Below are 414 nucleotides of genomic sequence, written 5' to 3' on the forward strand. Positions count from 1 at the left end.
CATCTGAGTATTGATGAACTGTGTTTCGCCGGACTCTTACACAAGACACTTGAATGTGTGTTGCTTGAGAACTCGTTCTATCTTTCGATAGAACTATTAGTATTGAATTCAAAGAATTCAATTTACTAGTCAGCTTTCCAGATTGTTAAAGAGCATGTGTTTGCCTTGCGGCATCCACTTTCTAATCACACTCAAAAGAATGCATTTAGAAAGTGGCGTCCCATAGGGGAGTCGAACCCCTGTTACCGCCGTGAAAGGGCGGTGTCCTAGGCCTCTAGACGAATGGGACACTATGTTGTCTTTACTATTAAACCAAGCAATCTGTGTGGACACTGCGTAAAACGCAGTCATATCGTTAAGGAGGTGATCCAGCCCCAGGTTCCCCTAGGGCTACCTTGTTACGACTTCACCCCA

The 414-nt window shown here is 44.7% G+C and carries 1 tRNA gene and 1 rRNA gene; both read right to left on the reverse strand.

Annotated elements, in window-relative coordinates:
* Positions 1-213: 213 nt before the first annotated feature.
* A tRNA-Glu gene (locus tag R2X38_RS26665) sits at positions 214-289 on the reverse strand.
* Positions 290-356: 67 nt separating this feature from the next.
* Positions 357-414 (reverse strand): 16S ribosomal RNA (locus tag R2X38_RS26670); the annotation flags it as partial.

It is taken from the genome of Photobacterium rosenbergii (genome assembly GCF_033022775.1).
GTDB classification, from domain to species: domain Bacteria; phylum Pseudomonadota; class Gammaproteobacteria; order Enterobacterales; family Vibrionaceae; genus Photobacterium; species Photobacterium rosenbergii_A.